This is a genomic window from Tardiphaga sp., assembly GCF_028290785.1.
In the GTDB taxonomy this organism is placed as follows: domain Bacteria; phylum Pseudomonadota; class Alphaproteobacteria; order Rhizobiales; family Xanthobacteraceae; genus Tardiphaga.
Genome location: NZ_JAQGJD010000262.1, coordinates 1 through 7,526, shown reverse-complemented (window position 1 = coordinate 7,526; position 7,526 = coordinate 1). Strand labels below are relative to the sequence as shown.

Sequence of the window (7,526 nt, the reverse complement as noted above, 5' to 3'; positions counted from 1 at the left end):
CGAGCACGTTGACGCGGTTGAGCTGGTGATCCTCGCCCTCGGCCACCAGGCGTTCGATGGCCTCGGCAACGACGGGATCGGCGGCCTGTTTCAGCGCCGAGAACTGGGTCTGGATATCGCTCATGGCGTATAGATAGGATTGTTCCGCGACGAGTCAAAGACGCACTTACTTCCCTCTCCCCCTGTGGGAGAGGGTGGCCGCGCGCCAGCGCGGACGGGTGAGGGGTAGCCACAAGCTCCGAGCCTAGAGACCCCTCATCCGACGCGGACTTCGTCCGCGCCACCTTCTCCCGCAAGGGGAGAAGGAAGAAAGCGCGACATGCGTCCTACCGCCGCGCGATCCGAAACGCCGGCGAGCGATCCGGCTGCGTGGTGACGATGCCGATCGGCAGCACCGGCTCGGTCTCGTCGAGCTCGACGCGGAACGTGCCGATGATCCTGGCGAGCGCCAGCGTGGCCTCGACCAGGGCGAAATGGGCGCCGATGCAGACGCGCGCGCCGACCCCGAACGGCAGATAGGCGTAGCGGTCCGGCGGCGGGGCGCCAGGCATGAAACGGGCGGGAATGAAGGCGGCGGGGTCGTGCCACAGTTTTTCGTGGCGGTGCAGCAGCCACGGCGCGATCAGAATCACGTCGCCTTTGACGACTTTCGCGCCGCCCAGCGTGTCGGGGCCGGCCGCGGCGCGGGCGATCAGGAAGGCGGGCGGATAGAGCCGCATGGTCTCGTCGATCACCGCGCGGGTGAACTTCAGCCTGTCGATATCGAGCGGCCCATCGGCGCCGGCGGCCTGCGCCTCGGCGGCGACCTGTTGCTGCGTGTCGGGATCGAGCGTCAGCAAGTACAGCGCCCAGAACAAAGCGGTGGCGGTGGTCTCGTGGCCGGCCAGGATCATGGTCGCGACCTGGTCGCCGAGCTGCGCATCGGAGAACGCGTCGCCGGTTTCGGGATCGCGCGCCGCGACCATCAGGTCGAACAGGTCGCGCGGCGGCGCGCCGTCGGACTTGCCGGCGGCGCGGCGCTCGGCGATCAGCATGGCGACGAAGCGGGTCCAGCGCTTGCGGAAGAAGTGCCGGGAAATATCCTGCGGTGTCGGCCAGCCCAGCGGCAGCAGCAGGTCGAGAAAATGCGGTCGCGCGAGGTTACTGCCGTACTCGAAGACAAACTCGCGCAGGGCCTTGCCGTGGCGCGCCATGCCATAGGAAAACATGGTGCGGCCGGCGATCTCCAGCGTCATGCGCTGCATGATCTCGCGCAAATCCACCGGGCCGCCCGCCGCGCGGTGCAGCTCGGCGAGCGTCTCATCGACCGCGGAAATCATGTGCGGCACCAGCGTGTTCACCGCGCGCGGCGTGAAGGCCGGCGCCAGCGTGCGGCGCTGATGCTTCCAGGTTCGGCCCTCGGCGAGCAGCAGGCCTTCGCCGAGCATCGGCCTGAGAACGCGGATGCCGGCGGGGGTGCGCCTGTAGTTCTCGTAATTGTCCACCAGGACGTGGCGGATATCGTCGGGGGCGTTCAGGATGAAGCTGGCATGGCCGAAGAAGCGGCCCTTGACGATATCTTCCTCGTAGGCACGCTGGCCCCAGGTATCGATGGCGCTGCGGCGCATCGCCGCCATCCGGCCGAACGGGCCCATGGTGGCCGACGCCCGCGGCGGGCTCGGCGGCACCAGCGGCGCGCGCGCAAGGGGCGCCCCGTAGGCTTCGGCGATACTCATGCGACCCTCGCAGTTCGAAGAGTTGACCCGAGTGACTATACGAGATGGGACCGCCAAATCCGGGCGTCAAGAAGGCGCCCGGTTATCGCGCCTGATCAGGTGGTGATTTCCGCCACCGCAATCCGGTTCTCCGAGGCCGGCCAGGCGCGCGCCACGATCCGCTCTTCGTTGAACAGCGCCGGCACCGCGCGGCCGATATCGGCCGCCGGAAGCCGCAGCGTGGCTGACGAATCGGTCGGTACGCCCGGCTTCACATCGGCGGGCTCGCGGCCGTCGAGCAGCACGATATCGCGCGGCAGGCCGAAGTAGCCGCGCGGCCGCGACATGATCACCACCGCGCCGGCACCGGCATCGGCCGGCCCAAGCGCGCGGCCGGGGCGTAGGTGGACGACGTCCGAAGAACGCGGAAACGGCGAGCGGTAGGTGTGCGTGATCGGCGCGCCCGGCGCGGTCAGCACGAATTCCAGCGGCCAGGCCGGATCGACCGAAGCAGGCCCCCAGCGGCCGTCGGCGCCGGTCTTGATCGCATAGATGGCGCCGCCGATCCGCTCGCCCGTGTCGGGATCGACGCGAAACAGTTCGACCGAGGCATCTGCCACCGGCCGGTTGGTCGGCACGCCGCCGGGGGTGCCGGTGACCAGGCCGCCGAGCCTGACAGTCGCCTCCGGCACGATGGCGATCCGTGCCGGTTCGCGGTCGGCGATGAACTTGTAGATCTCGCGGAAGGCGCGCGGATGGAAGCCGACCTCGCGGTGGTCCAGCGTGCCGAGCACGAGGTTGGTGGCGCCGCGCAGGGCGGGGCCTTCAAACGTGATCCCGGTCGGCGTGCCGGGCTTGCCGACAAAGCGGCCATCGGGCTGGGCGTATTTGTCGGTGCCGTCGCCGCGGAGCGTCAGGAAAGCGGTACCCGCGGTGACTTCGGAGTCGCCCTCGTTGAGCCCGCGCAAAAACGGGCCGCGGCCGTTGAACTCATTGCCGAGGCCGTCGTCCCAGGCAAAGACGCCGTGGTTGGGCACGCCGCACAGCACCGCATGGCTGACATCGGCGCCGCCGCCCATCTTGATGTAGCTGCGTACCGAATTGCCGCCACGCGAATTGGCCACCAGCGCCACGCGCGGCGCGCCGGTTCGGCGCTTCAGTTCGGCGATGGCGGTGCCAAGTTCCGCGCGTTGCTGCGCCGTGGAAGAACGGTCCGGCTGCTCAACGGCGTCGTCGCTGCGCGCCATCGGATCGATAAAGTCGATCGCCATCATGCGGTCACGCGCGATGCCGTTGGATTCCATCCGCCATATCTGCGTCATCCACAACGCGGCATGGTCGCCGTTGCCGTGCACGAACAGGATCGGGGGGATGTCGGAGGCGGCCGGTGGCGCAGATGCGATCTGCGCCGAGGCGCGCGATGCGAGGCTGTTCACCGCGAGCGGCAGCGCCGCCGCACCCATCAGAATCGTTCGCCGTGACACGCCCATACCGACCTCCCCAATTTATTGTTGTCCGACGCTACCCGCGCCGCGCAGGCCCGGATAGCAGCATCGCCACTGGACAGCCACCAAGATTCGCAGGCATCACAGGGATGCGACCGGCGAATGACAATGCGCCGCAAGGCTTCGCCAGAAAGCGGCAGGGGATGATGACGCCAGCGCCGAAACGACCGATGTTTGCCGCCGACAGCATCGGGGCGCCGCTGGGTTTTTCGGTGTTCCGCCGGATCTGGCTGGCCAGCCTGCTGTCCAATCTCGGCCTGATGATCCAGAGCGTCGGCGCCGCCTGGGCGATGACGCAACTGACGTCGTCGGCCGACAAGGTGGCATTGGTGCAGACCGCCTTGATGCTGCCGATCATGCTGATCGCGATGCCGGCCGGCGCGGTTGCGGACATGTACGACCGCCGCATGGTGTCGCTGGCCTCGCTGGTGGTTTCGCTGGTCGGCGCCAGCGCGCTGACGGCGCTGGAATGGTCAGGCGCGGCGACGCCGAATCTGCTGCTGGCATTCTGCTTCATCATCGGCAGCGGCATGGCGCTGTTCGGCCCGGCCTGGCAGTCCTCGGTGGGCGAGCAGGTGCCGCCGGAAGTGTTGCCGTCGGCGGTGGCGCTGAACGGCATCAGCTACAATATAGCGCGCAGCTTCGGGCCGGCGATCGGCGGCATCGTGGTCGCCACCGCCGGCGCGGTCGCCGCCTTTGCGGCCAATGCGGTGCTCTACATCCCGCTGCTGGTGGTGCTGCTGCTGTGGCGCCGCAAGACCGAGGCGTCGCGGTTGCCAAGGGAGCGGCTGAACCGGGCGATCGTCTCCGGCGTGCGCTACATCGCCAATTCGCCGTCCATTCGTGTCGTGCTGATGCGCACCCTGATCACCGGCATCTGCGGCGGTTCGGTATCGGCGCTGATGCCGCTGGTGGCGCGCGACCTGCTGCACGGCGGCGCGCAGACCTATGGCATCATGCTCGGCGCGTTCGGCATGGGCGCGGTGATCGGCGCGCTGAACATCGGTCATGTCAGAAAGTATCTCAGCGGCGAGGCCTCGATCCGCGCCTGCGCGCTGATCATGGGCGTCGCCATTGCCGTAGTCGCGGTGAGCCGCGAGCCGGTGCTGACCGCCGCCGCTCTGGTGGTGGCCGGGTCGGTCTGGATGCTGGCGGTGGCGCTGTTCAATATCGGCGTGCAGCTATCGGCGCCACGCTGGGTGGCGGGCCGCTCACTGGCCGCGTTCCAGGCCGCGATTGCCGGCGGCATCGCGATCGGCAGCTGGGGCTGGGGCCATCTCACCGACAGCGTCGGCGTCGAGATGGCGCTGCTGGTGTCGGGGGTGGCGATGTTCGCGTCGCCGCTGTTCGGCCTGTGGCTGAAGATGCCGCCGATCGGCGCCCGCGACGAAGATGCGGACATGCTCGCCGATCCCGAGGTGCAACTGCATTTGACCGGCCGCAGCGGTCCGCTGGTGGTGGAGATCGAATACCGCGTCGACCAGGAGCAGGCCCGCGCCTTTCACGGCGTGATGCAGGACGTGCAGCTCTCGAGGCAGCGCAACGGCGCCTATGGCTGGTCGATCGCGCGCGATATTGCCGATCCCGAACTCTGGACCGAGCGCTATCACTGTCCGACCTGGATGGACTTTCTGCGGCAGCGCAACCGCTCCACCCAGTCGGAGCGCGCGCTGTATCAGCGCGCCGTCGATTTCCATCTCGGCCCGGATCCGATACGGGTGCGCCGCATGCTGGAGCGGCCGTTCGGTTCGGTGCGCTGGAAAGACGACACGCCGGACCTCGCCGCCCGCGAAGTGCTGCCGGTCTCGACGCCGGCGGGTAGCAGCGGCTGACTACTGGCCGTTGTCGGTCAGCACCTTGGCGCAGGCCTTGCTAAGCTTGGCGCGGTGGGTCTTGAGGCAGTCCAGTATGACCATGTCGCCGTCATTCATCTGGGCCCGGCACAGCCGCGACACATCGCGCGCGCAGGCCGACTGGTTCATGTTGCCCTGCGCCGATGCCGCAGTTGCGAACAGCAGAAATGGGATCAGTAAAAGTTTTTTCATGATGTTGGTCCGCTCGCCGATGCAATGCCGCGATAATGCATGATTGGGCGTTTCGTTGCCAACGACTCCGTCCCATCCCCGTCATTGCGAGGAGCTCTTGCGACGAAGCAATCCAGTTCTTCGCTTGTGGCTTCTGGATTGCCGCGTCGCAAGGGCTCCTCGCAATGACGGTGGCTGGCAGTCGCGCTCTATCCAGGCGCGGCGCCAATTACCAAATCGTCGCGGTGGATCATTTCGGCGCGGCCGGTGATGCCCAGGATGCGCATGACTTCGGGCGAGGAGTGCCCCTTGATCTGCTCGGCATGGTCCGCGTCATAGGCCACCAGGCCGCGGCCGATCTCGTGGGTATCGGGGCCGCGCACCACCACGGCGTCGCCGCGGGCGAACGCGCCATCGACGCGGATCACGCCGGCCGGCAGCAGACTTTTTCCGGCACGCAAGGCGGCGACGGCGCCGGCATCGATGGTCAGCGTGCCCTTCGGCTCCAGCGAGCCGGCGATCCAGCGCTTTCGCGCGGTGACGGGGTTGGCGGGGCTGAGGAACCAGGTGCAACGGCCGCCGTCGGCGATGGCCTGCAGCGGATGCTCGATCTTGCCCGACGCGATCAGCATGTGGGTGCCGGCGGTGGTCGCGATCTTGGCAGCCTCGATCTTGGTGTACATGCCGCCGCGCGACAGCTCGGACTCGGCAGCCCCCGCCATCGCCTCGATCTCGGCGGTGACGGATTCGACAACCGGAATCAGCGTCGCGTCGGGGTTGGCGCCGGGCGGCGCCGTATACAGTCCGTCGATATCCGACAGCAGCACCAAGAGGTCGGCCGAGGCCATGGTGGCGACGCGTGCGGCGAGGCGGTCGTTGTCGCCGTAGCGGATTTCGTTGGTGGCGACGGTGTCGTTCTCGTTGATCACCGGGACCGCGCGCCACTCCAGCAGCTTGGCGATGGTCGAGCGCGCATTGAGATAGCGGCGGCGCTCCTCGGTGTCCTGCAGGGTCACCAGGATCTGTCCCGCGCCGATGTCGTGAGCCCCAAGCACCTCCGACCAGATTCGCGCCAGCGCGATCTGGCCGACGGCGGCAGCGGCCTGGCTCTCTTCCAGCTTCAGCGCGCCGCGGGGCAGCTTGAGCTTGCTGCGGCCGAGCGCGATGGAGCCCGAGGACACCACAAGCACGTCGCGTCCGTCCGCATGCAGCCTGGCGATGTCGGCGGCGAGCGCCGCCAGCCACGAAGCACGAACTTCGCCCTTCGCGGAATCGATCAGCAGCGACGAGCCGACCTTGATGACGATGCGGCGGAAGTTTTTCAGTTCGGGAGAAGACATGGGGCTTCGTCAACAGCGAGTGAAGGTGGAAATGTTGGCCTTTGACTCATCCGCGTCATTGCGAGGAGCCCTTGCGACGAAGCAATCCAGACGGTGCTTGCGTGACTCTCTGGATTGCCGCGTCGCAAGGGCTCCTCGCAATGACGGCTGATGGGTTTGCGTTCATGACCGCAAATGTCAGTTCGTCAGCGGCGCCCATGGCGCGGAGGCGCCTGCGGCCTTGGCCTTGTCCGACACCGGGGCTTCGCCGATTTCCGCGACCAGCGCACGCAACGCTTCCTTGACGCCTTCGCCGGTGGCGCCGGCCATCAGCAGCGGCGTCTTCTTCGAGGCGCGCTTCAGCCGGTCCTTCTGCTGCTTCAGGTGCTCCGGCGTGACCGCATCGATCTTGTTCAGCGCCACGATCTCGACCTTGTTGACGAGGTCGCCTTCATAGGCGTCGAGTTCGGTGCGCACGGTCTTGTAGGCTTTGCCGGCATGCTCGCAGGTGGCGTCGATCAGGTGCAGCAGCACGCGGCAGCGCTCGACATGGCCGAGGAAGCGATCACCGAGGCCGGCGCCTTCATGCGCGCCTTCGATCAGGCCGGGAATGTCCGCCAGCACGAATTCGCGGCTGTCGATATCGACCACGCCGAGCTGCGGATGCAGCGTCGTGAACGGATAGTCCGCGATCTTCGGCTTGGCGGCCGAAACCACCGAGAGGAAGGTGGACTTGCCGGCATTCGGCAGGCCGACGATGCCGGCGTCGGCGATCAGCTTCAGGCGCAGCCAGATCCAGCGCTCCTGCCCGGTCTGACCGGGATTGGCGTTGCGCGGGGCGCGGTTGGTCGATGATTTGAAATGGGCGTTGCCGAAACCGCCATTGCCGCCCTCGGCCAGGACGAAGCGCTCGCCGACCTTCTCGAAGTCGTGGAGCAGCGTTTCGCGGTCCTCGTCGATGATCTGGGTTCCGACCGGCACCTT

7 protein-coding genes are annotated in these 7,526 nt (G+C 67.5%); 1 reads left to right on the top strand and 6 read right to left on the bottom strand.

Features of this window, described 5'->3' with window-relative positions:
- From JWR89_RS16240 to JWR89_RS16230, 3 genes are all read right to left on the bottom strand, one after another.
- Positions 1-124: DUF5939 domain-containing protein (locus tag JWR89_RS16240; RefSeq protein ID WP_299717916.1), on the bottom strand; the 124-nt coding region annotated here is incomplete at its 3' end.
- Between the two features lie 202 nt (positions 125-326).
- Positions 327-1,715, bottom strand: a complete 1,389-nt coding sequence (locus JWR89_RS16235) for a cytochrome P450 (protein WP_299717910.1) — start codon at positions 1,713-1,715, stop codon at positions 327-329.
- 95 nt (positions 1,716-1,810) lie between these two features.
- On the bottom strand, positions 1,811-3,184 hold the full coding sequence (locus tag JWR89_RS16230) for a hydrolase (protein ID WP_299717908.1): 1,374 nt from the start codon (positions 3,182-3,184) through the stop codon (positions 1,811-1,813).
- A 161-nt stretch (positions 3,185-3,345) separates the two neighbouring features.
- Between JWR89_RS16230 and JWR89_RS16225 the strand changes: the two genes are divergently transcribed.
- Positions 3,346-5,031, top strand: coding sequence for an MFS transporter (locus JWR89_RS16225; RefSeq protein WP_299717914.1), 1,686 nt, complete (start codon positions 3,346-3,348; stop codon positions 5,029-5,031).
- Here JWR89_RS16225 and JWR89_RS16220 read toward each other — a convergent pair whose 3' ends face one another.
- The 3 genes from JWR89_RS16220 to obgE form a co-directional block, all read right to left on the bottom strand.
- Complete coding sequence (locus JWR89_RS16220; protein WP_299717912.1) at positions 5,032-5,247, bottom strand: hypothetical protein; 216 nt, start codon at positions 5,245-5,247, stop codon at positions 5,032-5,034.
- Between the two features lie 185 nt (positions 5,248-5,432).
- Positions 5,433-6,563: a glutamate 5-kinase gene (gene proB / locus JWR89_RS16215; protein ID WP_299717906.1), complete on the bottom strand. Its 1,131-nt coding sequence runs from the start codon at positions 6,561-6,563 to the stop codon at positions 5,433-5,435.
- Positions 6,564-6,740: 177 nt separating this feature from the next.
- Positions 6,741-7,526: GTPase ObgE (gene obgE / locus JWR89_RS16210; RefSeq protein WP_299717905.1), on the bottom strand; the 786-nt coding region annotated here is incomplete at its 5' end.